The organism is Anabaena sp. UHCC 0451 (assembly GCF_034931405.1).
Classification (GTDB): domain Bacteria; phylum Cyanobacteriota; class Cyanobacteriia; order Cyanobacteriales; family Nostocaceae; genus RDYJ01.
In genome coordinates this window covers 72,503-97,037 of the sequence record NZ_JAYGHA010000018.1, presented here as the reverse complement: position 1 = coordinate 97,037, position 24,535 = coordinate 72,503, and the positions used below count along the sequence as shown (strand labels likewise).

Here is a 24,535-nt window from a genome sequence, read left to right as displayed (position 1 = left end):
TTTTCACATCCCAGCTTGATTTAATACTTCCATAAATTCATCAACCAAATCTAAATATTCTGCCCATTCTGCTAAATAACCATAATCTAAATTATCTGCCTGTAACTTAATTATACCCAAAACATCACGCCATTGTTTTTCTGATTTACTTCCCTTACCCCAGCGCAGTTTTTGTAAAATAATATCTTCTGCTGAAGCTATCCAAAAATTAGGTATTCCTTCTACTTCTACTAACACTCTCCGATTCATTTGTGATATAGCAAAAGGTGAATTATCAGTAATATAAATATCAGCATTAGCAATAGTTTCTGTATGGGTAATATTTAACATATTACCATATCCACGTTGCAAATCTTCTACCGCACCTGCTGGACAATAATATCCAGATGCTTCTAAAGTTTTTACCAATAAATTTATTTGACTTTGGTTAACTTCTATAACTAAATCTAAATCACGAGTAGAACGGGGTTCTCCATGAATAGAACTCGCAACACCAAGACTTACATAGTAATAAATGTTAATTGATGCAAAAATTTGATGTAGTTCACCTGCTAAAGAAATTGAATCTTGAATCCACATATTTTCATTAATACCTTTTGGTTGAAATTCAGTAGTAAATTTTTCTCCTAATACAGCGCGAGTAAATTGATTTCTTATTTCCTGGATAGTGAAATTTCGATGTCGTGATTTAATTCCCACAAGACATAGTTTTTTTACGCCTTTTTCATGGGAAATAAACATTTCTAGGCGTTGTTTTAATGTTAGTTTTTTTAATCTATTAAATAAATAAACATCAGCTTCTATTGCTGTATCTTGACTTTGGGGTTGATAATTAGATTTGGGAAGTTTTGGGAAATATAATCTTGATTTTTCTAGCATAGTTTAGAGATTGGTGATTTAATAATATTAAAAGAAAACTTGTAAATTTCAAACTAGGATATAAAATAATGACATTTGGATATTTAGCAGTTGTTAAAGATGGAAAAATAGAATTACTCGATCCTGTATTTATTCCAGAAGGAACAAAAGTATTTATTATTCCTATTATACCAGAAGAGAATAATACAGAAGAAAGCGCAGATTGGGAAAATTTCTCTTTAAATAACTTAAATGAATGTTATGCAGATAATGAACCAGAATATACATTAGAATCAATTAAAGATTAAATTAACTCATACTAAATGAGAATTTAAGTTTATGTATTCCACTGGAGTTTAAACGCTGTGTAATAACATTGACTACCTCAGTATAAGACATATTATCTTTTGTTCCAAATGGAATATCTGTTTTCCATTTTCCATTTAAAGTTATGCTGATTTTACCAGATGGTAAAGATTTTCCTAACTTACCTTTTAAACATCCTTCATCTTGATTAAGTGAAAGTTTGGTAAAATCTGACAAATCCTCTTCCACTAATAACCAAAATGCCTTATCTACGGTTGCTTCTAGATACAAAGGATGTAAAAAGGATTTAACGTAAACCTTCATAATTCTATCTGAATTATTATCAACATAGTTATTATCAGTTGGTATTCTTTCCAGATATTTGTTAACCTGATAACAATTTAGATCAATTCCTCGTTCTGTTAATAAATTTTGAAGATATATTTTCTTCGCAGCGAGGTTAACAAGTCGAGAAGATAAGCTATTATTATCATCTACTTTAGGTTTTGGTTCTGTTGGTAATGTTTGTAGTTTAGCTGTATTTATCTCCTCATTAAATAATAGCTTAACTAAATTCATTTTGTAAGGATTTAATCTTTGTAATGCTTGACGGCAAATTATATCATATTCAGAATTATCTTGATTGGAACATGGCCAAATTCCAGCATCATTAATTTTACAAGTATTTTTTAAAATATTGAGAGTATTTTCATTAACTACTCTAATATCTGTTTCTGCTATTTGTGTAAATTCATAACCTTGAATTTTTTCTAAAACTTCTTTATTAACCCTAGAAACTTCTATTGCAAAACCATTAACTAAAAGTCTTCTAGTTAAAAATGTTCCATATCTTTCATACCGTTTAGTATCTGGATGGAGTGACCAATTAGTTGAATAATTAAGACGCTTTTTAAATACATTTCTCAGAAATGTAAATACTGTTTTTTGTTTTTCAATTCTAAATTCTTCTAAATTTATACAAATATGTATCACACTCAGAGGTAAGACTGAATTCATATTTTTATCGCAATGCTAAATTTTAGATTTTTGTATGTTATCTTGTCTGAAAAATATTCTGCACCATTTTCTTCTGTGACCTAGCAGCAGCATTATCCAACTCTGCAACTTCTGCATCACTCAAAAACCAACCCAAAGCACCTATATTTTCTTGTGCTTGTTCCAAATTCTTAGCACCAGGAATAGGAATTGCACCTTTACAAATACACCAGTTAATAGCAACTTGAGACATAGTTTTATTTCTCTGCTGTGCTATTTCTCGCAAAGTTCCTAAAACTCCTTGAATTCCTGGTAAAATTTGTTTAAATAAAAACCCTCTTACACCTTTGGGAAACTTGCCATTTTCTGCAAACTTACCTGTTAATAAACCCAAAGCTAAAGGACTATAAGCAATGAGTTTAATTCCCAACTCATCACATACTTCTTTTAAACCTAATTCTGTCACTGGATAGGTAGATAATAAAGAATATTGTACCTGTAAACTTTTTATCGGTATTCCCCTTTCCTGAAATCTTTTATGTACCCATAAAAGTCTTTTTGTACCGTAATTAGATAATCCTACACCTTTAACTAAACCTTGTGCATATAAATCAGCTAAACCATCTAATAAACCGATTTCTTGCCAAGGTGCATAATTTGCTGTAGACCAGTGCATCTGCACCAAATCAACATTTTTACCTAATCTTTTTGCAGAAGCATTACAAGCAGAAATAATTGATTTTCTTGTCCATCTCCAAGGATAAGCTGCTAATTTTGTCGCAATACAAATATTATTTTGATTTAATCCTTGATATTCTCTGGTGAACTTGCCTAAAAGTGACTCACTGCGTCCATTTAATCTTCCTGTACCATAGGAATCTCCAGTATCAAACAGGGTGACACCATTATTTACACAGAGATTAAATACCTGTTGTAATTGGTCATCCATGCTTTCATTGTATCCCCAAAGCAGTTGATTACCCCAAGCCCAAGTTCCACATCCCATAGTAGGGAGAGATAATATTTGCTGAGTTTGCATATTGCTTACCTATAAAAAGTATGATGTTCTACCAATTTAATATGAGTTTGCACAGAATCATCAAATCTATAAATTCATCGCTTTTTATCTGCGTTTATCTGCGTTTATCTGCGTTTAATTTTTCTGAACATCTTATTCTAGGTAGATTCAGAAATGACTAACATTGTTTATTGAAGATAAAAGGGCCAGCAGCTGGATTTGAACCTGCGACCTTCCGATTACAAGTCGGATGCACTACCACTGTGCTATGCTGGCGTTTTTGGCAATGTGCTTTAAGCACCTACCGATTACTAATCATATCATAATCCACAGATTTGTCTAGTGTTTTGGAGAAAAAAATTTTTCCCCCCCAGCATAGCCACAATCTAACTACAATCTCCTAGATCAAGGCAACAATATTTGGTACAGTTTTAAGACTGTATTCCTGTTGACGCGGCTAAGTGAAGATACAGAAAAACATTATTATTTACATATTATTTACAAATCATCAGCATGGCAGCATTGATCGGACGAGATTTATTAGGTCTGGCGGATCTGAGTTCCACAGAACTGCAAGAACTTCTAGAAATGGCGACTCTACTGAAATCTAAACAGCTAAAGTTGCATTGTGACAAGGTATTAGGTTTGTTGTTCTCTAAGGCTTCTACTCGCACACGAGTTAGTTTTACCGTAGCAATGTACCAACTGGGTGGACAGGTAATTGACCTTAATCCTAATGTTACACAAGTCAGTCGGGGTGAACCTATACAGGATACGGCTAGGGTATTGGATCGTTATTTGGATGTATTAGCAATTCGCACTTTTGCCCAGCGAGACTTGGAAATTTTTGCTAATTATGCCAAAATTCCGGTAATTAATGCCCTCACAGATTTAGAACATCCCTGTCAGATATTGGCTGATTTATTAACTATTCAAGAGTGTTTTGGCACTTTGGCTGGTTTAACTCTTACCTACGTCGGTGATGGAAATAATGTGGCTAATTCCCTGATGTTGGGTTGTGCTTTAGCAGGAATGAATGTTAGGGTGGCTTTTCCTTCAGGATATGCACCTGATGCGGAAATTGTGGAAAAAGCTAGAATTATAGCTGGTGGTAAAACTGAAGTTATTCTCACCCATGATCCAGAAGCAGCTGCTAAGGGCGCACAAGTTCTGTACACTGATGTTTGGGCAAGTATGGGACAAGAAGCCGAAACTAATAACCGCTTCCCCATTTTCCAACCTTATCAAATTTCTCAACAATTATTAGGTCTTGCCGATTCAGACGCAATTGTTTTACACTGTTTACCAGCACATCGTGGTGAAGAAATTACCGAGGAAGTAATCGAAGGTTCTCAATCCAAAGTTTGGGACCAGGCAGAAAACAGATTACACGCTCAAAAAGCCTTACTAGCAAGTATTTTAGGGGCAAAATAACCTTTGTGGTCATGGGTAATTGGTAATTGCTAATTGGTAGTAAATTTTATTTTTCCAAATCACGAATTACCTATCACCGCTTACCAATTACCATTAATATTCATCTGAATCTTGTTAAGAAAGGATTTTTGTAGTACAAATGCTCTAGGGACATTTGTATTTACTTCCCCCACAAAATCATGGAAAGACTAACAGAAGTTCAACAGGAATTATACGAATGGTTGATAGAATATATCCGAATCAATCAGCATTCGCCTTCTATTCGCCAAATGATGCAAGGGATGAATCTCAAGTCACCTGCACCAATTCAAAGCCGTCTGGAACATTTACGCAATAAGGGATATATTGAGTGGATTGAAGGTAAGGCACGAACGATTCGGGTGTTGCGACAAACTAAGCAAGGTGTACCGATTTTAGGAACTATTGCTGCTGGTGGTTTAATTGAACCTTTTACCGATGCGGTTGAACATTTAGACTTGGCTAATTTATCCCTACCTCCCCAAAGTTACGCTTTGCGGGTTGCTGGTGATAGTATGATTGATGATTTGATTGCTGATGGTGATGTGGTGTTTTTGCGTCCAGTCGCCGAACCCAATCAGTTAAAAAATGGTACGATTGTCGCTGCTAGGGTGGAAGGTCATGGGACTACTTTAAAACGTTTTTATCTTCAGGAAGATATGGTGACTCTCAAACCAGCTAATCCTAAGTATCAACCCATCGAAGTACCCGCTATGCAAGTGCAGGTACAAGGTTCGTTGGTTGGTGTATGGCGTAATTATAATTAGGGACTGGGGACTGGGGACAAATTAAGTCAAAAGTCAAAAGTCAAAAGTCAAAATTCTTCCCTGTTCCCTGTTCCCTGTTCCCTGTTCCCTTTTTTCCAATTACCAATTACCAATCACCAGCATCATAATGTATTTAACGCGATCGCCAATCAAAAAACCAACTAAACAACCTGTTTTCTCTCTCAAGTTACCTTTTGTGGGAGAAAAAAAGGGTAGTTATCATATTCAACAGTCATTACCAGGATGTCCAAAAATGCCTTTATCTCTGCAATTGCGGGGATATCAGCGTCAAGCTATTACTAGCTGGTTTGCTAATCATGGCAGGGGGACGCTAAAAATGGCTACTGGTAGTGGCAAGACTATTACTGCATTGGCGATCGCTTGCGAATTACAGCAACAAATAGGTTTACAAGTCTTGTTGGTGGTGTGTCCTTACCGTCATCTCGTCAGCCAATGGGCTAGAGAATGTGAGAAATTTAACTTACAACCGATTTTGGCTTTCGAGAATTTACGGACTTGGCAAAGTCAACTGTCAACGCAATTATATAATCTGCGTTCCGGTTCTCAAAGTTTCGTCACGGTGATCACCACTAACTCGACTTTAATTAGTGAGGGGTTACAATCTCAACTTAAATATTTTCCGTCTAAAACTTTAATTATCGGTGATGAAGCACATAATTTAGGCGCTCCCAGGTTAGAAGAAAGTTTACCCCGTAATGTGGGTTTGCGTCTAGCTTTGTCTGCGACACCAGAAAGATATTTTGATGATGAAGGTACGCAATCTTTATTTGACTATTTTGGTTCTGTACTGCAACCGGAGTTTAATTTGCAGGATGCTATTAATCAAGGGGCTTTAGTACATTATTTATATTATCCCGTTCTCGTGGAATTAACGGAAATCGAAAGTATTGCTTATTTAAAATTAACCAAGAGAATTGGCCGCTCTCTTCAGTATCGGGAACAAGCAGAAGGTGATTTTGAAGACAATGAAGATATTAAATCTTTATTAATGAAACGAGCTAGATTAATAGGTGCAGCAGAAAATAAGTTAACGGCTTTAAAAGAGTTAATGCAAAATCGTCGAGATACAAGCCATACTCTATTTTATTGTAGCGATGGTTCGCAGGAAACTGGACACCGTTCATCTCTGCGTCAACTCAAAGCAGTAGCAAAAATTTTGGGTGCAGAATTGGGTTATAAAGTCAGCACCTACACCGCACACACTTCTTTAACAGAACGGGAGATTTTAAGACAACAATTTGAAAGCGGTGAATTGCAAGGTTTAGTAGCTATTCGTTGTTTAGATGAAGGGGTGGATATTCCCGCTATTCAAACTGCGGTGATTTTATCAAGTTCCAGCAATCCCCGTCAATTTATCCAGCGTCGGGGTAGAGTGTTACGTCCCCATCCCGGTAAGGAGCGAGCGACAATTTTTGATATGATTGTTTTACCTCCAGATTTAGATCGAGAAGCTATTGAAGTGGAACGCAATTTGTTAAGAAAGGAGTTAAGAAGGTTTGTAGAATTTGCAGATTTAGCTGATAATGCAGGAGAAGCCAGAATGCAGTTGTTAGCGTTGCAAAAACGTTATGACTTGTTGGATATTTAATTACCAGAGATGTCTAATCTATATATAGATATATTTCTTAAATTTCTTGTTTTGGCGTGGCGAAAACTAATGGGAAACGGATTGACTGGACGCGGCGGGTGCGTTACTATTATAATATAATGGAACATTTGTAAAATTTTTTGGATTCAAACACCCCATTATAAAGCTTGACAATATTTATCCTACCATCAATAAATAGAAAGCGCAACCCTTTCTAGCTAGTTTGCATCATTTAAAATTAAAAGTAACAGTAAATTCACACTTGGAATTACAGCAAGAGAGATGGTTAAAATAGAGTTAAAGTCTATTTTAAAATCCGTCATGTCCACAGAATTAAACATTGAAGACGTACAAGCACCAATTACCAGCGCACCACCGGAAGTCAAGCAGATAATTGAACGAGTATGTAAATTAGAAAAATCGAGATTAGCACGGAAAAGCAAAGGTGCAATTAACGATGATATTTTAACTATAGTTAAGGAAGCAGTACAATGAAATTGACTTCCATTAAACTTTGCAATTTTCGCTCTTTTTATGGTCAGACACCAGAAATTGTCATTGCTAGTGGAGACTTTCGTAACACGACAATTATTCATGGTAATAATGGTGCGGGAAAAACCAGTTTATTAAATGCTTTTACCTGGGTTTTATATGAAAAATTTACTGCTGCTTTTGCTGCGACAGAACAGTTAGTTAATAAAAGAGCAATTTCCGAAGTAGAAGAAAATCAAGCCGTAGAATGTTGGGTAGAAGTTGGTTGGGAACACGAAGGAATACGTTACCGTGCAAAACGCACTTGTCGAGTTTATAAAAATTCTACCACATTGGAAGCAACGAAAACAAAATTAACAATTCAATATGCCAATGAGGAAGGTAAATGGGGTTTTCCCATAGAACCAGCAGAAGAAATTATCAATAATATTTTACCAGCAAGTTTACATCAATATTTCTTTTTTGATGGGGAAAGAATTGAAGAAATAGTCCGTTCTGATAAAAAAACGGAAATTGCAGAAGCAACAGAAACATTTTTAGGTGTGAAAGTCATTGACTTAGCTATTAGACATTTAAAAGAAGCCAAGAAAACCTTAGATAATGACTTAGCAGCTATTGGTGATGCAGAAACAAAACAGTTATTGAAAGAACAAAATAAACTAGAACAAGAAATTGAAAGAATTACCAAAAGACAAGCTGAAATTAAACAGGAGTTGGAAAATCAACAGACATTTAAGAAAGATGTTAGTAACCGATTGATAGAATTAACTGCGGTTAAAGAATTACAAGAAAGACGACAAAATTTAGAAACTCAAAAACGCACGCATCAGGAAGAACTCAAAAAAACTAAGGATGCACTCAGGAAGATAATTTCTAAACAAGCTTATACAGTTTTATTGGGTGAAACTAACCAGAATTTTCGGGAAATAATCACCGATTTAAAACAAAGAGGAGAATTAAAATCGGGAATTTCTAAAGAATTTGTCGCAGATTTAATTCAATCTGGACGCTGTATTTGTGGTGCAGATTTAAAAGAAGGTGGAAATGGACATTTTCACGTTAAATCTCTCCTGAAAAAAACAGGTTCTTCTTCAGTGGAAGAAACAGCAATTAGAATGGGAGCGCAAATTGATGATATTGATAAACAAGCAAATTTATTTTGGGAAAATGTCGATAGAGAACAAGCAAGAATTAGTCAGCTAAAAGAATCTCTTGCTCAAATTGAACGTGAATTAGATAACATCCAGGAGATTTTACGAAAAGATCCCAATGAAGATATTAGTGGGTTGCAAAAACGGTTAGATGACATTGAAGCAAAAATTGATGATTTAAATCGAGAACAAGGTGCAAATCAACAAGAGGTTTCTCACATCAAAGCAGACATTGATGTTTTGGTGAAACAAATTTCTAAACAAAAGCAGAATGAAGAAAAACAAGTATTAGCACAACGTCGGATGAATGCTGCTCAAGATGCAATTGAAAGATTAATTGACGTAAAAAATAGACAAGAAAATCAATTTAGATTGCAGTTAGAAAAGCGGGTTCAAGAAATATTTTCAGAAATTTCTGTAACTCCCTATATTCCTAAGATTACAGAAAAATATGAACTAACTTTAGTCGAAAATACCACAGGAATAGAAGCACCAGTTGCAGCTTCTACGGGAGAAAATCAAATTCTCAGTTTGTCTTTTATCGCTAGTATTATTGATAAAGTGCGAGAATGGAGTGAAAAGCGGAAAATGATGATGGTTCCTGATAGTAGCACTTTTCCTATTGTCATGGATTCACCTTTTGGCAGTTTGGATGCTAATTCTCGTCGTCACATTGCACAAACTATTCCTAAATTAGCAAATCAGTTAGTGGTTTTGGTGACAAAAACTCAATGGAGGGTGGAAGTTGAGGAGGAGATTATTAATAGAATTGGTAAGGAATATGTGCTGACTTATTATTCTTCTAAACCTGACTGTGAACAGGATTTTATTGATGTTGGTGGGGAAAAATACGCTTTAGTTAGGCAAAGTCCTAATGGTTTTGAGTATACTGAAATTGTGGAGGTGGAAAGATAGAAGATGAAACGAACCGCAGAGACGCAGAGGACACAGAGGAAGAGAAGAAATTTATCTGCGTTTATCTGTGTTCATCTGCGTTCAATTTTTGAACTCACGCAAAGACGCAAAGAAAGGAGTAAGGAGTTATGGTTGTTTGTGATTTAGATTTAATGACAGATACTTGGGTAAAGATAAGTTGGGATGAGTTTCTGAAAGTTGCTGATAGTTCTGATTATCAGCAAGGAAGATTTTACTATTATCAAAATTACATGAGGGTGGAAATGTCTCCAGTTGGTTCAATTCATGGTAGCAATAACAATGTTGTTTCTAATGTTATTAATTTATTTGCAACATTGAAAAACATTAAAATCAAAGGATGGGTAAATACCAGCTTCCGCAGAACAAATGAAAGTGAATGTCAACCCGATTTAGCTTTTTATATTGGTGATGCGGTGAAATTTCCACCTTTGAATAATTCACCCGTGAATATTAATGAGTTAGCAGCACCTACTTTAGTTGTAGAAATTGCAGCTTCTTCTGTCAATGATGATTTGGGTTTTAAGCGGTTGCTTTATGAAAGATTGGGGGTCAAGGAATATTGGGTAATGGATGCGAATAATAATGATATAATTGCTTTTGAAATTATTGATGGAGGAAGTAGAAGAATTGAGGAGTCCAAGGTTTTACCAGGTTTGCAAATAGAAACTGTAAAAGCAGCGATTCAACGTAGTCAAAATCAAGATGATGGTGAAGTTAATCGTTGGTTGCTGGAAATTTTTAAATGATTTATATCAATCTAGATCCCCGACTTCTGAGATAGATTTATGATTCATAGATAAAATTGATGAAAGAAGTCGGGGATCTTTGAGAGAAAAAAATAAAAATTATTATCAGGTGTGAAAATGTCAATCAAAAAAATCTCATTCACCATCTTTTTAACCCTCCTACCTTCCCCAGTTTTAGCGTTTTCTGACACTCAAACTCATTGGGGAAATGATTGTATTAAAATATTAGGAGAAAGGAAATTATTAACCGGTTATCCTGATGGTAGTTTTCGTCCCAATGCAACTGTTACCCGTGCAGAAGCTGCGGTTTTAATGTTGAATGCTTTTCCTGATGCTCCTATTAAACGCAATGCGGTAATATTTAAAGATGTACCTAGCAATTTTTGGGCAAATAAAGCTATTACTACCGCTTATCAAAAAGGATTTTTCTCTGGTTATCCAGGTAATATTTTTCAACCTAACCAACAAATTCCTAGAGCGCAAATTATTGGTGTGATAGCTGGGGGTAAAAATTATAATTCTGTTGCTAACCCCACGCAAATATTACAACGTTATTTTGATGATGCTCAACAAATTCCTAACTATGCTCAAAGTTCTATAGCTGCGGGAACTATTAATAGTATTGTTGTTAATTATCCTAATGTTAAACAATTGAAACCTCTGCAACGAGCTACTAGGGGAGAAGTTGCAGCTTTAATGTGTCGAGCTTTAAATATTTATGCTGTTCCTCCACAATATATTGCTGGTGTGGAAGTTCAACCCCAAGAGGTTCGCGCTTTACCAGGAAAACTAGATACTATTCCTACTTTTAATAGTAATAGTCCTGAACTTGTGAATACTGATGGAATTTTACTTTCTACTTTTTCACCAGATGGAAAACAAGTAAAGGATGCACATTTAAATTATCTTTTTCAAGGTCGTTTTGATGTCTTTTCTCATCATATCGTCAGAGCAGAAAATTCATCTCAAAATCGTACAGTTTACCAAGGTATAATTGTTCATAACCCTGGTAATGAACCTGCAACTTTACAAGTTTTAAACGCTGCTAGTTATCTCACTAGAGAAGCTCCTTTTATTAATTTACCGAATATGGTGGATAATTCCCAAGGAACGGTTTATGCTGGTCCTGGAAGTAGAACTATGAGTGATGTTTTACGCGGAATTAGACAGGGGATATTTTCTGAAAGGTTGGTAATTGCACCAGGAAAAACACAAATTTTAGCTAATTTACCGATTTCTGTCCAAGCACCTGCTTCCAATGGTCGCACGGTGATGATGCGGTTGAATAGCGATCGCCCGCTTTTTATGGCAAACTTAGCTATGAGTAGTCAAACTCCCCCCACTGTCGCAGCATGGGAAAAGCTTCTCAATACTGGCAGTTTAGCAGGAAAGCGTGACCCTATCCCCACACCTTTAGACCCTCCCAGAGAACCCACAGTATTTAGTCGCGTTGCTGGGGTTTCGGAAGGGACAAGATGGGAAGCAAATATTACAGATGATCCCAGTGTAAATAATTTAACTTTGCCCCAACCAGGAAGATCGTTTTCTTATCCTTTGGGAACTGTACATTTAATCACTCTCAGCACCGGACAAATACAGAGTGCAAAAATGTTAAAACGTTATGCGGATACAGCGTATTTTGCCCATAGTAATTACGGTGTTGAGTATAATTTAACTTTGCCTTTATTCAATTCTAGCAGTCAAGTTAGAAATGTAACGGTGTCTATGCAAACACCTGTGAAGGATGAGGGTGGTACAGATAGATTATTGTTTTTAAAACCACCTGTGGAACAAGTATTTTTCCGGGGTACGGTGCGGGTACGTTATCGCGATGATAGGGGAGGTGAACAAACGCGCTATGTTCATTTGGTGCAGCGTCGTGGACAACCGGGAGATGCTTTGGTAAATTTAAAGTTAGCACCAGGGGAAAAAAGACAGGTTCAGGTAGATTTTTTGTATCCTCCTGATTCTACTCCTCCGCAGGTTTTGACGGTGAAAACTCAGGGGTAAATTTAGATTTTTTTCTCACGCAGAGTCGCAGAGTCGCAGAGAGAAGAACGCAAAGGGTTGGTTTTAGTTAATGCGATTTGCTGTAAGATAGCAAGAGTTTAGATTTTAATATTATGGCTGAATCTGGTAGAATCAGGGTTGCAAAAGATAAGGCTGATTTGGTTAAGGCTTTAATTTCTTCTGATGGGGGATATGGTCCTTTTCAGACTTTCGCTGATGTCATTGTTTTTGCTGCTGCTTTGGGGATAAAGAATAAAAAGCGTGTTCCTTTTGAGGAGGTTTCTAAACGTGAACCAGCACCAATTAGGTTGGAAACTTTTATATCAATGGGATATGATATTTTAATTAAATTGCTGGGATTTACAGAAACTCAAAATATTCAAATTTTATCCCCTAATGAGGAAGCATACGAAAACCAACGTCATGAAATTTTTGAAGAATACGCTAATGGTGGTTTAGAAATTTTGCAAGGTGAACTTAGAGGTTCAATTGATTATTCAGACACAATTTTATTATTTTTAATCTCCGATAAAGAGGCTAAAAATGAAGATACTGGAGAGTTTGATTTAAGAAAATTTCTAAATTAAAAATTTGCAATGTAATTACATTCAATCAATTTCCTAAAATATGGACACTTTAACATTATACTGTCAGAAATTATCTAAACTGAATGTAAGTAGCAGTAAAAAACGTGGTACTGCTCTACATAAACCTATATTAGTGTTATCCGTTATAGATTTAATTAGTAGAGATATTATTGAAAATAATGAAATTAGAGTATCAGATGAATTAATTGAAACATTTGAAAAATATTGGCAGATAATAGGTTCACATTCTTATACAGGAGGTTTACATTATCCTTTTTTCCATTTACAAAGTGAAGGTTTTTGGCATTTAGAATTTAATCCAGATTTTAATGGCTTACAACCAAAAACAACTAATACATTGAAAAAAGCAGTTGAGTATGCTTATTTAGATAGTGCATTATTTGAATTGTTGCAAAATGAACTCTCTAGACAAGAATTACTAGATGCACTGATAGCGGCTTTCTTTCCTGATAGAGATAACCAAATAGATAGCATTTTACAAATTAATCAGAATTTTGAAGATGAAAAAATACTTGCTGAGTATACTGAAAGCAAACCTAAGTATACTTTGAAAAAAACAATAATTAGAAATGCTTTCTTTAGAAAAGCAGTTGTTTCTGTCTATGGTTGTCAATGTGCTTTTTGTGGCTTAATAGTTAACAAAACCATTACTCAAAATATAGTTGATGGCGCACATATAAAACCATTTGCCCAATTTTATGACAGTAGAATAGATAACGGCATAGCCCTATGTAAAAATCATCATTGGGCATTTGATAGAGGTTGGTTTGCTGTTGATGATAAATACAAAATTATAGTTAGTAAAGAATTAGAAGAAATATCTCCTCACGCTAAACCGATAAAAGATTTTCATGGTGAAAAAATCATACTTCCTATAATAGAGAAATATTTTCCAGATATTGAAGCTTTAGAATGGCATCGTCAAAACATTTTTCAACCATAATTATTAAAGTATCTTCACACATCAGCCAGGGAATAAATTCCCTGTCTCAAAGCTAAAGTCGGTTAAAACCGACTATTTAACCTTTATTTTTCAAATAGAAAAAATAAATTTTAATTGTATTTTGGTTTAATTAGATATCAAAATATAGTACGTTTTAACGTACTTTAGCTATTAGCCCGGAAATTAATTTCCGGGCGGGTATGTCAGCAAACAAATAACTGTTTTTAACTATAAAACTGCTGGTAAACCTACATCCTGCTGTTCAACCAACTTCCCATCAAAACCAATAGTATTATCTTCCATAGTTCTAGCATCAGCTAAAGCCTTACGCAAAGCAGCAACTTCCATCTTTTCAGTCATTCCCCCCACAATATAAACTAATAACTTCACCGCTAAATCTTTTCCTGCTACCTGTACCCGCTTTTTATTGGGGTCATATAAAACCCCATACCATAAAGAATGGGGAAATTCCATCTCACTAAAACCACCTTGACGGTCAAATTTTCGCAACTTCTTAAAAATAGCTTCTAAAGTAAAACTTTTTTTAAAAACTAAAATTCCCAAAGCTTGCGCTAAAGCAACTTGAGCAACTGGACGAAATAACATATTTCCTTCACCACCACCTTTTTCAAAACTAAATCTTCGCAAAACTGGCGTATCTTCGTGTTCTAAAATCTTATAACTAGGAAGACTCGCTAAATAATCAAATAACTCCTTAAAATCTGCAATTCCCTCTTGTAATTCTTCATCATCTGGACGCATAGGAATTAGCCCTTTTTCCAAAGGTTTCCAATGGGGAAATTTTTGCCCTAAATATCGTTCAGACATATCCTGTAAAGCTTGCAGCGTCGTTAACACAGTAGAATTAGTTGCTACTGTTGCACTATTCCAATTTATGCGTTCTTTCCGATTCTCTTTATCTTCTAAAAGTGGATGTGTTACCGCAATTTTTCGCGCAACAATAGCAAAACCATCATCCTCATTTAATTGTGTTAACTGACCCTTAGTTAAAGGTGCAGCCATTAAATTTACATGAACAAAAATCGACCTTACCCGCCGTTTTGCTTCTGTGTAAGTTTCCCCAGCATTAACCGCACAAATAAACTCAATACCAATTTTTTCTTGTGGTATTTTTTGTAAATAATCTTCATTTACTTGATAATGTTCTAGTAAATCTGATAAAGTAATAAAACTATCATTAGGCGTTTTATCCTTTTTACAACGTCTCAATTTTCCAGTTTTAATTAATTCTAATAAACCCTTAACTCCCATCAATCTATGTTGACCATCTAACGCATAAATGCTGATATGTTCTTCAGCAATATTCAACAAACCAACTGTGCCATTTTCATCTAAAGGTGTAAAAACAGTAGTAGCTTTTTTAGCAATTCCCTGACTATCCCACTCATCCGCTTGAGGGTTATCAACCCAAGGTTGATTAATTACAACTAATACTGGTGGGAACTTATGATTTTTTCTCGCTGCTAAATATTGTACTAACGGTGCTTGACGTGACCAATCGAGAGGACGTTGTTGAACTTCATCAATACTATCCGCATCAATTTCAATATTCTCTGTCTCCGGGTTGTACTTTTTTTGCAACAAAGGTAAAGCTGAAGCAAACTGAACTCTGTTTGCAAACCATTCCAATGTAACAGAACCTACATAAGCTTCAATACCACCCATCTGGGTTTGCTGTACAAGAATTTGGTCTTTTTTACCTAAAAACTGCTCTAGTAATACAGATAACGTCTGTTGGTTCTGATTATCGTTTTCTAGATATTGTTGAGAAATATTACGATTTGGTTCAGATGTGGTATCAATCATAGTAGTTTTTAAAAACTTATTCCCGGAGTAGATAGCTTATTGTTCCAAAAAAATGGATACTAGGATTATAGTTTTTGAAAACTATTTTGGGAAATTAATGTAAACTAACTTAGTATAATTAGTTTCCTTCGCTTGCATCTACATCTACGGGCAAAATCAGGTTACATCTCTATATTTACAGGTATAAAGTCATGACTACAGCACAACAACCAGACAGTAAAACTCAGCAAAATCGTACTGTAGCAGAATTAGTAGAGTATATTCAAGTTCTCACTACAGAAATTCAAGAATTGTATTGTTTAGATGCTATCCCTTGGGTTGTCGGTTATTCCGGTGGAAAAGACAGTACAGCAACTTTACAACTTATTTGGAATGCAATTTCTCAATTACCACCAGAAAAAAGAACTAAAACTATTCATGTCATTACAACAGATACATTAGTAGAAAATCCTATTGTTGCAACTTGGGTACGTAAATCTCTAGAACAGATGAAAGTTGCTTCTAAAGAACAAGGAATACCAATTGAACCTAATTTACTACAACCAGAGATAAAAGAAACTTTTTGGGTAAGCTTAATTGGTAAAGGTTATCCAGCACCACGCGGAAAATTTCGATGGTGTACAGATCGTCTTAAAATTCACCCTTCTAATCGTTTTATACGTGATATACTTAGAGTCCAGGGAGAAGTTATTCTTATTTTGGGTACACGCAAAGCTGAAAGTATTAAACGTGCTATCTCAATGGAAAAACATCGCATAAGTAGTACAAAAGATCGACTTAATTATGATGTCAATTCTAATCAAATTAACTCATTACTATACTATAGTTCCAGCTTGCCTAATGCTTTAATTTACAGTCCTATAGAAGATTGGCGTACTGAAGAAGTTTGGATTTATTTAAATCAGTGGGAAAATCCTTGGGGATACAGTAACAAAGATTTATTTAATATGTACCGAGGTGCAACCGCAGATAATGAATGTCCTTTAGTGGTTGATACCTCTACTCCTAGTTGTGGAGATTCCCGTTTTGGTTGCTGGGTTTGTACAATTGTTAGTAAAGATAAATCAATGGAGGCAATGATTCAAAATGATGAAGAAAAAGAATGGATGCAGCCTCTATTAGATATGCGTAATGAACTAGATATTAGAGATGACAGAAATAAAAGAGATTTTCGCCGTTTACGGGGAGAAGTTCAATTATTTGAACGTAATGTAGATGGTGAAAAATCAATTGAACCAATTCACGGACCATACACAAAAGATTGGCGTGAGTATTGGTTAAGAAAACTATTAACCGCGCAAACCCAAATGAGGCAAACTGCCCCAGAAAATATGCGCGACATTACCTTAATTTCTATGGAAGAACTCAGCGAAATTCGCCGCATCTGGTTAGAAGAAAAACACGAATTTGATGATAGTTTACCCCGTATCTATCAAGAAGTCACAGGAGAAGCATTTAAAGATCCCCGTCCTGGTTCAGATTATAGCCTACTTGGTAGTGATGAATGGGAAGTATTAGAAGAAATATGTGATGGTGATGGAATGCAATTAGAACTAATGTCCAAACTGTTAGATACAGAACGCCAATTTAGGAAAAAAACGCGCCGTGTGGGAATTTATGAAAGTTTAGAAAAATGCTTTGATACAAGTTCCCGTTCTCAAGAGGAAGCTATTAAAAATGCCCATTTAAAACGGGATTTAAGAGAAGCCGCTAGTAAAGGTGATGTGGCGACAATTCGGGAAACATTCAAACAATTAAATATAGGTGAAACGCCAGCAAAGGAAGAGAATAAACCCGATAGTTTTGCAGGTAGGAAGTTTAAGAAAAAGGAAGGGTGATGATAATTTTGCCAAAGAATGCCCAACGATTAGAAATCGTGGCTACACAAACAAAGTCCACCTGCGTGGACTAATGGAAAATCAAATAAATGAAACCCACGCAGGTGGGTTTTGCCTGTGTAGACGTGAATTCTATTCGCCCCTTTATTCTGTAATAGTCCCAACGATTAGAAATCGTGGCTACACAAACAAAGTCCACCTGCGTGGACTAATGGAAAATCAAATAAATGAAACCCACGAAGGTGGGTTTTGCCTGTGTAGATGCGTTCGCGAAGCGTGCCGAAGGCTCTATTACATTCGCCCCTTTATTCTGTAATAAACCCCAAATAATCATGATATTCCTCGAACTCGTACTGCAAAATTTTGGTCCCTACGCCGGGAGACAAGTTATCAACCTCAACCCTAAAATAGATGATGATAATATCCGCCCTATCATTCTTTTAGGTGGAATGAATGGAGGTGGAAAAACCACCTTAATGGATGCTATTCGTCTGGCTTTATATGGACATCGCGCTCAATGTTCAACTCGTGGTAATCTCAGTTATAGTGATTTTTTAAATCAATGCGTTAATAGCAAAGCTAACCCCATTGATAAAACCAGAATTGAGTTAGTTTTTGAACATATTGAAGATGATAAACCTGTTAAATATCGTGTTGTCAGAACCTGGGAAAAAAATCCTAAAGATGGTAAAGACTCTTTAGGTATTTTAGGTGATGATGAAACCTGGCCTGTTCAATCTTTGGCGAATATCTGGGATGAATATATAGAAAATATTTTACCATTAGGTATTTCTAATTTATTTCTATTTGACGGTGAACAAGTCAAGGAATTAGCAGAACAAGAAACACCACCACCTATTGTAGTTGATGCCATTAATGGACTTTTAGGTTTAGAATTAGCCGATAAATTAGCAGTTGATTTAGAAATATTAGTCAATCGTAAAAAAAAGGAAACTGCTGATAATCAAGATTTAGCTAAGTTAGAAGAAATTGAAAACCGTCTTAGTCAAAAACTGCAAGATGAAGAAACTACGAAAAAAGAATTAGAAGCATTAAATATTAAGCTAGAAGAATTAGAAACCAAGCACGAAGAAGCTTTAAATAAGTTTGTTTCTGAAGGTGGTAAAATTGCTGCTGAACGTAGTCAATTGGAAACACAAACGCAAGATAAAACCAAGATTACAGAAAATATCCGTCAATCTTTATGTGAAATTGCGGCTGATGTTTTACCTTTGGCTTTAATTCCTAATTTATTATCTCAAGTACAAATCCAATGTGAAAGAGAATTTCGTACTCAACAAATTCAATTAGCTAAAGATATATTAATTGCTAGAGATCAAAGATTAATTAATTGGTTAAATCAGTTAAATATGGAATTAGATAAACTGAATAATATTCAATCTTTCTTAGCTGAAGATATAAATAAACTATATGCAGCTAATTCATTTACAGAAATCAATTGGTTAAACGCTGATGAAGAAACTTTAACGCTACTTGATAACTTCATATATCGTCTGCAAATTAACCAAGATACTGCCCAAAAGCAGTTAATTGAGTTGAATAATTATGAGGAGGAAATTCTCACCCTAGAAAGACAAATGCAAACAGCCGCAGAACCAGAAGAATATACAAAACTAAAAAATGATTTGCATAAAGCGCAAACAGAACTGAATAAAGTACAAACTCAAAGAGAAATAACCAGCCGTAATTTAATAGAATTAGAAACAGTAATTAATCAAACTAAAAAAGAGCTAAATAATTATACGAGCGACAATCTCAAATATCAAAGTAATGAACATTTGATTAATGCAGCTACTCAAGTACAGAATACATTAAAAATCTTTAGAGAAAGATTAACTTTGCGGAAATTAAATAAATTAGAAGAAGAAGTAAAAAATTGCTTTCTTTATTTATTACATAAATCCGATTTAGTCCATCGTATTGCTATTGATGCTAAAACATTCAGCTTATCATTATACGATTTCAACGGTAAACCAGTAGCCAAACATCGACTTTCAGCCGGAGAAAAACAACTATTAGCGATCGCCTTCCTTTGGGGTTTAGCAAAAGTATCAGGAAAACGCTTACCAGTTGCTATAGATACCCCCCTGGGAAGACTCGACTCATCCCATAGAAACAACCTAGTAGAAAGATACTTTCCCTCAGCAAGTCATCAAGTAATTCTCCTTTCCACAGACACCGAAATAGCTAAAAAAGAATATCAAACCCTCCAAGAAACCGAAGCGATCGCCCGCGAATATCTGCTTAAATATGACTCCAGCAAACGCGAAACCACCATCAAACCCGGTTATTTTTGGTAATTAGTTTCATGTCAATATAAAATCATCAATAGCACCTTATAACCTTGACTATGACAATACCACTGTTACCAACACTGCACACCTTACCTGCTACTCTACCCCTAGAAGGTGCAATCACAATTGAACTACAAGAAGGAACAGGAACACCTATCTTTCGCGCTTCCAGTAGCGTACAAAATCGTATTGAAATATTACTCTTAAAACAACAAGATTCTCAACTCACAACAGAAGAAGAACAAGAATTAGATAGTTACGAAGAAATAGATGATTATCTCAGTTTCCTTAATCGTATAGTCCGCAATATTGCCCAAGATCAAAATACTAAAACAATATAAAAGTGTCCAGTAGAAAAATTAACAATTCAATTCAGCAACAAGTACGCCAGCGAACAAATTTATGGAGTGAACATTTTATTTGGTCAAAAGATGGACTAAAAATAATAGGTATCACACCCACAGGAAAAGCAACCATAGACAAACTAGATTTAAACAGAGAAAGAATCATTAATATTCGTGCAGCCGATAAAACTATTAACCGCCATCCACCTCCAGAAGATCCAATTTCTTCATAAAACTACGCCAAATTTTTCCACCTCTTCCTTCTTTCCTCTGTGTACTCTGCGCCTCTGCGGTTAGTTAATCAAAAATTATGGAATCACCAATAGAACGGATTAAAATCTCCCAAACAGCCAAAGAACAACTGATCAAACTCAAACGCCACACAAAAATAGAACAATGGAATATACTATGTCGTTGGGCGTTTTGTCGTTCCCTAGCAGAACCCGCCGCACCCACCCCCGTACCCATACCCCAAGATAGCAACGTAGAACTAACTTGGCGCGTCTTTGGTGGAGAAATGGCCGATATCTTGCTTTTAGCCTTAAAACAACGGTGTCACAACGACGGCTTAGATACAGACAAAGAAACCCTCATCACCCAATTTCGCCTACACTTACATCGGGGTATTGGTTATCTAGCCGGCGATCCCAACATGAAGAGAATTGAAGATCTAATCGAACTAGCCACAAAGAAAGTAAAATCTTGATTTTGCAGTTTCCCCCTGCTATGGCAAGATAACTGCAACTCTCCCATCAGAGAAGGAAATTTGAACCGATGAATCCAGTGCGCTCGCTCATACAAGTCTTCGGTAGCCGTAAAATGGCAGCCCTGATATTACTCGGTTTTTCCTCCGGGTTGCCCTTATTTTTGACCAGCAAGACCCTACAAGCCTGGATGACCGTTGAAAAAGTCGATTTAACCGCTATCGGCTTATTTAGCCTGGTCGGGCTGCCCTACTCCTTAAAATTTCTCTGGTCGCCCTTATTAGACTGGTTCAAGCTGCCTTTTTTGGGAAGACGCAGGGGTTGGTTAATTGTCCTGCAAATAGGATTATTAATAGCGATCGCCTGCATGGCCTTACAACAACCCAAACAAGCCCTACAACTATTAGCCATCAACGCCGTCGCCATCTCCTTCCTTAGCGCCACCCAAGACATCGCCGCAGATGCTTACCGTACCGACGTTCTCGAACAACTAGAAATGGGCGCAGGTGCAGCAGTATTCGTCTTAGGTTATCGCATCGCCCTATTACTCACAGGCTCCTTAGCCCTAATCCTCGCCGACAGAATACCCTGGTCATCAGTATACTTATTCATGGCAGTTGGTATGGCAATAGGCATAATCGCCACCCTATTTGCACCAGAACCCAAAGAAACCACCCCCCCAGAATCCTTAACCGCCGCCGTGATCATGCCCTTTGGCGAATTTTTTCAACGCCAAGGCATAGTTTACGCCTCACTAACTCTGCTGTTTATCGTCCTCTATAAACTCGGCGATTCCTTTGTCAATAATATGTCCACGCCGTTTTTACTACAAACTGGCTTCACTCAAACCGATATTGGTGCAATTCAAGGTGGAATGGGACTGATAGCCACAATTGTTGGTACACTGGCAGGAGGCGCATTTTTGAGTAAAATTGGACTGAATCGTTCACTTTGGGTATTTGGTGCATTGCAAGCCGTCAGCAACTTAGCTTACCTTTTACTTGCACAAGTAGGGAAAAATTATCAGGTTCTCATCCTGACAATTAACATCGAAAACTTTTGTGCTGGTTTAGGAACAGCAGCTTTTGTTGCCTTTTTAATGAATATGTGTAATCAACGTTATTCAGCCACTCAATATGCTTTACTTTCTAGTTTTATGGCCGTAAGTCGTGATATTCTAGTTGCGCCAGCAGGTTCTTTAGCAAAAAGCACAGGTTGGCCTTTATTTTTTGTCATTAGCATCGTTGCTGCTATACCGGGACTACTCCTATTACCATTATTTGCCCCGTGGAATCCCAAACCAGTCACAGCAACCAGACCAGGACTTGAAGAAGAAGAGGATTTATGGGGAACCAAGTAGTTATTCTTGTCGGTACATTTGTCCTCGTTGTCACAGGGTTATTACTGGGCTACGTACTCTCACAATTAGTTCTCGGATTTTTAGCGTTTAACCTCCTCACCCTCCTGGGAACAATCAGTCTCGTCTTAATTTTTGGTACCCTTTACTACGTCTTATTTTGGCAACTGCGACGAGAGCAGTTACAGCCAGTCAATCGCACTCCACCCACCCAAGTAGACGAGGAAATAACTGGAAACTACTTGAAAAACCGACTCATCGCCAGATTATCCGGTGATGTAGCCGCAGCTGAACGGTTAATTGAGCAAGCCAAGCAAAATTATCCCGGAATGCCAGAAAATTGGTATTGTGAACGAGTTCTTGATGATTTAGATCGGGATGATCGTTAACCTTGTTTTTCCCGGTCCGCAAAATCGCTACAATAAATTAAGAAAAATTTACATTAACTGGTTTTTCCCACAACTTCCTAGTTATTTACAATCCCGAATATGGCTATTTTTCGTCAATACATCGCCCCCCTACTCGTCGTCTTAGTATTTTTGATTGCCCTAGTCGCAGTCAGCGCCCGCATCTTCTTACCTTCCGACATGGCAGCACCCGCACCCATCGGTTTGATACAGCAGGAGTCAGGAGTCAGGAGTCAGGAGTCAGGAGTGAAACTGCCTTTGTGTATAGGTTTCAATTTTTGTTCTGTACCTCAGTGATCTGCAATCTGCTGTAATTCATAATTCGTAATTCTTAATTCTTAATTGGGAAAAATCTTTTTCCCCGCCCCAGTCCTTAATTTTGACTTTTGACTTTTGACTTTTGACTTTCCCCAGCCAGGCTATTCTATTCGCCGAGGCTCTACCGTAGACAAAGCACTCTTGGTTAAGTTCATCCAGCGAACTTACCAGGAACTATTTCCTGATCAGGATTTTTCCCACCTATCCCGTACAATTGAGCAATACTTCTCCATTGATACCCCTTTATGGTGGGTATATGAAACTGAGGGAACAGGGAACGGGGAACAGGGAACAGGAAATAGGGAAGAAAAAACCCAATCCCCAAACCCCATAGCCTGTCTCTGGGCAGGTAACGCCATCGATCAAGTTACAGGCTGTCGTCATGCTCACATCTTTTTACTTTACGTCGTACCTTCACATCGCCGTCGAGGAATCGGTACAGCTTTAATGCAATATATAGAAAATTGGGCAAAACAACGAGGCGATCGCCAACTCGGATTACAAGTATTTGCGTCTAACACACCCGCATTAAATCTTTATCAACAACTGGGTTATCAAACACAATCCCTCTGGATGATAAAATTACTTCATCCAGAACAATAAACTATTACTCTATTAGAGTTACAGCAGATTACAGGTAAATGCAGTACAAAATTTTCATCACAAACAAAGTATAAAACGGCTTTTACTCCTGACTCCTGACTCCTGACTCCTGACTCCAGCCATATAATTCATCTTTATAAAAAAAATATTATGTACGACGAAGACGATATAAAACTACTTGAGACTGAGGCGGATTTAGAAAGCCCCCTAGACCACATAGAACCAATTACCGCTGAATCAGAAGTAGCCAAACCTGATCCAGACTTAATGCTGCAACTCCTGGAAAATCCTCTGTCCCAGCAACGGATGTTAGCTGCCCGTGCCTTCTGTGATATTCAAGATCAACGGGCAATACCCCATTTGATTCACCTATTAACTGATAATTGTCCCCTAGTGCGAGTCAGTGCCGCCTATGCCATTGGTCGCAACCCCAGTGCAGATGCTGTTGAGCCATTGATTAATCAACTCAACCGTGATTTTAATGGCTATGTGCGAAAAGGCGTAGTTTGGGCTTTAGGAAACTGTCGCGATCGCCGTTCTTTAATCCCCCTCACTAATGCCCTCAGAACAGACATTTCCGCCGTCCGTCTCTGGTCTGCCAGCGCCCTAGCACAAATGGCAGGAGTCGCCTATGAAGTTATTATTGGCGCAATACCTCCATTAATTGAATCCCTAGTTCAAGACCCTACCGCAGCAGTTCGTAGTAACTCCGCTTGGGCAATTGGTCAACTGTGTAAAGAATTACCCTCTAATGTAGTTTATGCCACAGCCATCGACGCATTAATTCAAGCCTTTGCCGAAGATAAAGATTTGGGAGTCAGAGAAGATGCCAAAGCCTCGCTTTTAGGAGTCGGTGATCCCCGTGGTTTACAATTAATTGAAACTCTAGAACAAGAAGGTTGGTTTTAACAGGAGTTAGGAGTCAGGAGT

The 24,535-nt window shown here is 36.8% G+C and carries 24 protein-coding genes and 1 tRNA gene; 20 read left to right on the top strand and 5 right to left on the bottom strand.

All coding sequences use genetic code 11. The annotated features are described in order from the left end of the window. Positions 1 to 3: 3 nt before the first annotated feature. On the bottom strand, positions 4 to 879 hold the full coding sequence (locus tag VB694_RS14275) for a hypothetical protein (RefSeq protein WP_323360979.1): 876 nt from the start codon (positions 877 to 879) through the stop codon (positions 4 to 6). Between the two features lie 68 nt (positions 880 to 947). On the opposite strand from VB694_RS14275, the gene VB694_RS14270 reads away from it, so the two are divergent. Beyond that, positions 948 to 1,166, top strand: a complete 219-nt coding sequence (locus VB694_RS14270; protein ID WP_323360978.1) for a glycosyl hydrolase family 31 — start codon at positions 948 to 950, stop codon at positions 1,164 to 1,166. A 1-nt stretch (position 1,167) separates the two neighbouring features. Here the strand turns inward: VB694_RS14270 and VB694_RS14265 are convergent, their stop codons facing one another. The 3 genes from VB694_RS14265 to VB694_RS14255 form a co-directional block, all read right to left on the bottom strand. Next, positions 1,168 to 2,181 carry a hypothetical protein gene (locus tag VB694_RS14265; RefSeq protein ID WP_323360977.1) on the bottom strand — a complete coding sequence of 338 codons (1,014 nt, stop codon included), beginning with the start codon at positions 2,179 to 2,181 and terminating at the stop codon, positions 1,168 to 1,170. A 37-nt stretch (positions 2,182 to 2,218) separates the two neighbouring features. Beyond that, a complete protein-coding gene (locus tag VB694_RS14260) occupies positions 2,219 to 3,199 on the bottom strand; it encodes an aldo/keto reductase (protein WP_323360976.1) in 981 nt (326 codons plus the stop codon). A 183-nt stretch (positions 3,200 to 3,382) separates the two neighbouring features. Further along, positions 3,383 to 3,454, bottom strand: a tRNA-Thr gene (locus VB694_RS14255). Between the two features lie 237 nt (positions 3,455 to 3,691). Between VB694_RS14255 and argF the strand changes: the two genes are divergently transcribed. From argF to VB694_RS14210, 9 genes are all read left to right on the top strand, one after another. Next, positions 3,692 to 4,612, top strand: a complete 921-nt coding sequence (gene argF, locus VB694_RS14250; RefSeq protein ID WP_323360975.1) for an ornithine carbamoyltransferase — start codon at positions 3,692 to 3,694, stop codon at positions 4,610 to 4,612. Between the two features lie 179 nt (positions 4,613 to 4,791). Next, positions 4,792 to 5,397: a transcriptional repressor LexA gene (gene lexA, locus VB694_RS14245; protein WP_323360974.1), complete on the top strand. Its 606-nt coding sequence runs from the start codon at positions 4,792 to 4,794 to the stop codon at positions 5,395 to 5,397. 127 nt (positions 5,398 to 5,524) lie between these two features. Next, positions 5,525 to 7,006, top strand: a complete 1,482-nt coding sequence (locus tag VB694_RS14240; protein ID WP_323360973.1) for a DNA phosphorothioation system restriction enzyme — start codon at positions 5,525 to 5,527, stop codon at positions 7,004 to 7,006. A 282-nt stretch (positions 7,007 to 7,288) separates the two neighbouring features. Continuing rightward, complete coding sequence (locus VB694_RS14235) at positions 7,289 to 7,501, top strand: hypothetical protein (RefSeq protein WP_323361014.1); 213 nt, start codon at positions 7,289 to 7,291, stop codon at positions 7,499 to 7,501. Further along, positions 7,498 to 9,564 (top strand): AAA family ATPase, encoded by a 2,067-nt coding sequence (locus tag VB694_RS14230; RefSeq protein ID WP_323360972.1) that lies wholly within the window; start codon positions 7,498 to 7,500, stop codon positions 9,562 to 9,564. The genes VB694_RS14235 and VB694_RS14230 overlap by 4 nt, the downstream gene beginning before the upstream one ends. A 128-nt stretch (positions 9,565 to 9,692) precedes the next feature. Next, positions 9,693 to 10,331, top strand: coding sequence for a Uma2 family endonuclease (locus VB694_RS14225; RefSeq protein ID WP_323360971.1), 639 nt, complete (start codon positions 9,693 to 9,695; stop codon positions 10,329 to 10,331). Between the two features lie 117 nt (positions 10,332 to 10,448). Then, positions 10,449 to 12,341 carry a DUF3370 family protein gene (locus VB694_RS14220; protein WP_323360970.1) on the top strand — a complete coding sequence of 631 codons (1,893 nt, stop codon included), beginning with the start codon at positions 10,449 to 10,451 and terminating at the stop codon, positions 12,339 to 12,341. 113 nt (positions 12,342 to 12,454) lie between these two features. Continuing rightward, entirely contained in the window at positions 12,455 to 12,928 is a 474-nt protein-coding gene (locus tag VB694_RS14215) for a DNA phosphorothioation-associated protein 4 (RefSeq protein ID WP_323360969.1), read from the top strand. Between the two features lie 40 nt (positions 12,929 to 12,968). Further along, positions 12,969 to 13,892: an HNH endonuclease gene (locus VB694_RS14210; protein ID WP_323360968.1), complete on the top strand. Its 924-nt coding sequence runs from the start codon at positions 12,969 to 12,971 to the stop codon at positions 13,890 to 13,892. Positions 13,893 to 14,120: 228 nt separating this feature from the next. Here VB694_RS14210 and VB694_RS14205 read toward each other — a convergent pair whose 3' ends face one another. Next, the gene (locus VB694_RS14205; protein WP_323360967.1) at positions 14,121 to 15,719 is read right to left on the bottom strand and encodes a DGQHR domain-containing protein; all 1,599 of its coding nucleotides are present in this window, start codon (positions 15,717 to 15,719) and stop codon (positions 14,121 to 14,123) included. Positions 15,720 to 15,910: 191 nt separating this feature from the next. Here VB694_RS14205 and dndC point away from each other — a divergent pair, with 191 nt between their 5' ends. From dndC to VB694_RS14155, 10 genes are all read left to right on the top strand, one after another. Then, complete coding sequence (gene dndC / locus VB694_RS14200; protein WP_323360966.1) at positions 15,911 to 17,557, top strand: DNA phosphorothioation system sulfurtransferase DndC; 1,647 nt, start codon at positions 15,911 to 15,913, stop codon at positions 17,555 to 17,557. A gap of 332 nt (positions 17,558 to 17,889) precedes the next feature. Beyond that, complete coding sequence (dndD, locus tag VB694_RS14195; RefSeq protein ID WP_323361009.1) at positions 17,890 to 19,878, top strand: DNA sulfur modification protein DndD; 1,989 nt, start codon at positions 17,890 to 17,892, stop codon at positions 19,876 to 19,878. Positions 19,879 to 19,928: 50 nt separating this feature from the next. Then, positions 19,929 to 20,213 carry a hypothetical protein gene (locus VB694_RS14190; RefSeq protein WP_323360965.1) on the top strand — a complete coding sequence of 95 codons (285 nt, stop codon included), beginning with the start codon at positions 19,929 to 19,931 and terminating at the stop codon, positions 20,211 to 20,213. Positions 20,214 to 20,215: 2 nt separating this feature from the next. Beyond that, entirely contained in the window at positions 20,216 to 20,449 is a 234-nt protein-coding gene (locus VB694_RS14185; RefSeq protein WP_416233484.1) for a hypothetical protein, read from the top strand. Positions 20,450 to 20,526: 77 nt separating this feature from the next. After that, a complete protein-coding gene (gene dndE, locus VB694_RS14180) occupies positions 20,527 to 20,922 on the top strand; it encodes a DNA sulfur modification protein DndE (RefSeq protein WP_323360964.1) in 396 nt (131 codons plus the stop codon). Positions 20,923 to 20,990: 68 nt separating this feature from the next. After that, positions 20,991 to 22,280 (top strand): AmpG family muropeptide MFS transporter, encoded by a 1,290-nt coding sequence (locus VB694_RS14175; RefSeq protein WP_323360963.1) that lies wholly within the window; start codon positions 20,991 to 20,993, stop codon positions 22,278 to 22,280. Next, the gene (locus VB694_RS14170) at positions 22,265 to 22,666 is read left to right on the top strand and encodes an ABC transporter permease (RefSeq protein ID WP_323360962.1); all 402 of its coding nucleotides are present in this window, start codon (positions 22,265 to 22,267) and stop codon (positions 22,664 to 22,666) included. Before VB694_RS14175 ends, VB694_RS14170 begins: the two co-directional genes overlap by 16 nt. A 99-nt stretch (positions 22,667 to 22,765) precedes the next feature. Next, positions 22,766 to 22,981 (top strand): hypothetical protein, encoded by a 216-nt coding sequence (locus VB694_RS14165; RefSeq protein ID WP_323360961.1) that lies wholly within the window; start codon positions 22,766 to 22,768, stop codon positions 22,979 to 22,981. A 96-nt stretch (positions 22,982 to 23,077) separates the two neighbouring features. Beyond that, positions 23,078 to 23,605, top strand: a complete 528-nt coding sequence (locus VB694_RS14160) for a GNAT family N-acetyltransferase (RefSeq protein WP_323360960.1) — start codon at positions 23,078 to 23,080, stop codon at positions 23,603 to 23,605. A 150-nt stretch (positions 23,606 to 23,755) separates the two neighbouring features. After that, positions 23,756 to 24,514, top strand: a complete 759-nt coding sequence (locus VB694_RS14155; protein WP_323360959.1) for a HEAT repeat domain-containing protein — start codon at positions 23,756 to 23,758, stop codon at positions 24,512 to 24,514. Positions 24,515 to 24,535: the final 21 nt, after the last annotated feature.

What these genes read in the sequence shown, in the direction of transcription:
- VB694_RS14275 (WP_323360979.1), bottom strand. Translation starts at nt 879, where the DNA reads ATGCTAGAAAAATCAAGATTATATTTCCCAAAACTTCCCAAATCTAAT.
- VB694_RS14270 (WP_323360978.1), top strand. Translation starts at nt 948, where the DNA reads ATGACATTTGGATATTTAGCAGTTGTTAAAGATGGAAAAATAGAATTA.
- VB694_RS14265 (WP_323360977.1), bottom strand. Translation starts at nt 2,181, where the DNA reads ATGAATTCAGTCTTACCTCTGAGTGTGATACATATTTGTATAAATTTA.
- VB694_RS14260 (WP_323360976.1), bottom strand. Translation starts at nt 3,199, where the DNA reads ATGCAAACTCAGCAAATATTATCTCTCCCTACTATGGGATGTGGAACT.
- argF (WP_323360975.1), top strand. Translation starts at nt 3,692, where the DNA reads ATGGCAGCATTGATCGGACGAGATTTATTAGGTCTGGCGGATCTGAGT.
- lexA (WP_323360974.1), top strand. Translation starts at nt 4,792, where the DNA reads ATGGAAAGACTAACAGAAGTTCAACAGGAATTATACGAATGGTTGATA.
- VB694_RS14240 (WP_323360973.1), top strand. Translation starts at nt 5,525, where the DNA reads ATGTATTTAACGCGATCGCCAATCAAAAAACCAACTAAACAACCTGTT.
- VB694_RS14235 (WP_323361014.1), top strand. Translation starts at nt 7,289, where the DNA reads ATGGTTAAAATAGAGTTAAAGTCTATTTTAAAATCCGTCATGTCCACA.
- VB694_RS14230 (WP_323360972.1), top strand. Translation starts at nt 7,498, where the DNA reads ATGAAATTGACTTCCATTAAACTTTGCAATTTTCGCTCTTTTTATGGT.
- VB694_RS14225 (WP_323360971.1), top strand. Translation starts at nt 9,693, where the DNA reads ATGGTTGTTTGTGATTTAGATTTAATGACAGATACTTGGGTAAAGATA.
- VB694_RS14220 (WP_323360970.1), top strand. Translation starts at nt 10,449, where the DNA reads ATGTCAATCAAAAAAATCTCATTCACCATCTTTTTAACCCTCCTACCT.
- VB694_RS14215 (WP_323360969.1), top strand. Translation starts at nt 12,455, where the DNA reads ATGGCTGAATCTGGTAGAATCAGGGTTGCAAAAGATAAGGCTGATTTG.
- VB694_RS14210 (WP_323360968.1), top strand. Translation starts at nt 12,969, where the DNA reads ATGGACACTTTAACATTATACTGTCAGAAATTATCTAAACTGAATGTA.
- VB694_RS14205 (WP_323360967.1), bottom strand. Translation starts at nt 15,719, where the DNA reads ATGATTGATACCACATCTGAACCAAATCGTAATATTTCTCAACAATAT.
- dndC (WP_323360966.1), top strand. Translation starts at nt 15,911, where the DNA reads ATGACTACAGCACAACAACCAGACAGTAAAACTCAGCAAAATCGTACT.
- dndD (WP_323361009.1), top strand. Translation starts at nt 17,890, where the DNA reads ATGATATTCCTCGAACTCGTACTGCAAAATTTTGGTCCCTACGCCGGG.
- VB694_RS14190 (WP_323360965.1), top strand. Translation starts at nt 19,929, where the DNA reads ATGACAATACCACTGTTACCAACACTGCACACCTTACCTGCTACTCTA.
- dndE (WP_323360964.1), top strand. Translation starts at nt 20,527, where the DNA reads ATGGAATCACCAATAGAACGGATTAAAATCTCCCAAACAGCCAAAGAA.
- VB694_RS14175 (WP_323360963.1), top strand. Translation starts at nt 20,991, where the DNA reads ATGAATCCAGTGCGCTCGCTCATACAAGTCTTCGGTAGCCGTAAAATG.
- VB694_RS14170 (WP_323360962.1), top strand. Translation starts at nt 22,265, where the DNA reads ATGGGGAACCAAGTAGTTATTCTTGTCGGTACATTTGTCCTCGTTGTC.
- VB694_RS14165 (WP_323360961.1), top strand. Translation starts at nt 22,766, where the DNA reads ATGGCTATTTTTCGTCAATACATCGCCCCCCTACTCGTCGTCTTAGTA.
- VB694_RS14155 (WP_323360959.1), top strand. Translation starts at nt 23,756, where the DNA reads ATGTACGACGAAGACGATATAAAACTACTTGAGACTGAGGCGGATTTA.